This window comes from Devosia subaequoris, assembly GCF_014197055.1.
GTDB lineage: Bacteria > Pseudomonadota > Alphaproteobacteria > Rhizobiales > Devosiaceae > Devosia > Devosia subaequoris.
Genome location: NZ_JACIEW010000027.1, coordinates 1 through 1,368, shown reverse-complemented (window position 1 = coordinate 1,368; position 1,368 = coordinate 1). Strand labels below are relative to the sequence as shown.

The window sequence follows — 1,368 nt, the reverse complement described above, 5'->3', positions numbered from 1 at the left end:
GATCGTGTCCCATAGCGTGGTGTAGCTGAGGCTGGGCCTCGAGGCTTTTCCGGCATGGGCCGGGCTGATCAGCGGGCTATGCCTGGCAGGCTGACGAGAGGATCATCGCTCAATGGGGCGACGGATTCCAGTGTCATGTAGCGAGACCTCTGGACGGCCCACTCATCGTTTTGCTCGAGCAGGATGGCGCCGACCAGGCGGATGATGGCGTCGTCGTTGGGGAAGATGCCCACGACCTCGGTGCGGCGCTTGATCTCGCCATTGACCCGTTCGATCGGGTTGGTGCTGTGGAGCTGGACGCGATGCTCCCTGGGGAAGGTCATATACGCCAGCACATCGGTCTCGGCCTCGTCCATGATCGCGGCGAGCTTGGGCACTTTGGCACGGATCTGATCGGCGACGGCCCGCCATTGGGTGCTGGCTGCCTCTGGCGTTTCCTGTGCGAAGGCGGTGGCGATGAAGGCGCTGGCGACTCGCCGCCCGCTCTTGCCGGCATGAGCCAGCACATTGCGCATGAAGTGGACCCGGCACCGCTGCCAGGTTGCGCACAGCACCTTGCTGACGGCGGCCTTGATGCCCTCATGGGCGTCCGAGACAACCAGCTTGACCCCGCGCAGGCCGCGCCGTGTGAGCTTGCGCAGGAACTCGGTCCAGATCGGCTCGGCTTCGGACGTGCCGATCTGCATGCCCAGAACCTCGCGCCGGCCGTCACTGTTGACGCCCACGGCGATAGTCGCCGCCACAGAGACGATCCGTCCGCCCCGGCGCACCTTGAGGTAAGTGGCATCGATCCACAGATAGGGCCAGTCGCCTTCGAGGGGGCGATCGAGGAAGGCCTTCACCTTGCTGTCGATGTCTTCGCACAGCCGGCTCACCTGGCTCTTGGAGATGCCGCTCATGCCCATGGCCTTGACCAGGTCGTCCACGGACCGGGTCGAGATACCCTGGACATAGGCCTCCTGGATCACCGCCATCAGCGCCTTCTCGGCCAGCCGCCGCGGTTCAAGGAAGCCGGGAAAATAACTGCCCTTCCTGAGCTTGGGAATGCGCAGCTCGACCGTGCCAGCCCGCGTCTCCCAATCCCGATCACGGTAGCCATTGCGCTGCGCCAGACGCTCGGCACTCTTCTCGCCATAGCCGGCGCCGGTGGCCGCACCCACCTCCAGCTCCATAAGCCGCTCGGCGGCAAAGCCGATCATCTCACGCAGAATATCGGCGTCGGGGGTCTTCTCCACCAGCGTGCGCAGGTTCATCATATCGTCGGTCATCGGTCGTCCTTCCGGTATCAGGTTGGTGTAAGCAACCAGACCCTACCGGAAAGCGCCGATGACTACCGCGCTCAGCTACACCACGACCGGGGACACGACC

General features: G+C 64.5%; 1 protein-coding gene. It reads right to left on the bottom strand.

Going from position 1 to position 1,368, the window contains the following annotated elements:
• Positions 1-68: 68 nt before the first annotated feature.
• Positions 69-1,268: an IS256 family transposase gene (locus GGR20_RS18405; protein ID WP_183312814.1), complete on the bottom strand. Its 1,200-nt coding sequence runs from the start codon at positions 1,266-1,268 to the stop codon at positions 69-71.
• Positions 1,269-1,368 lie beyond the last annotated feature (100 nt).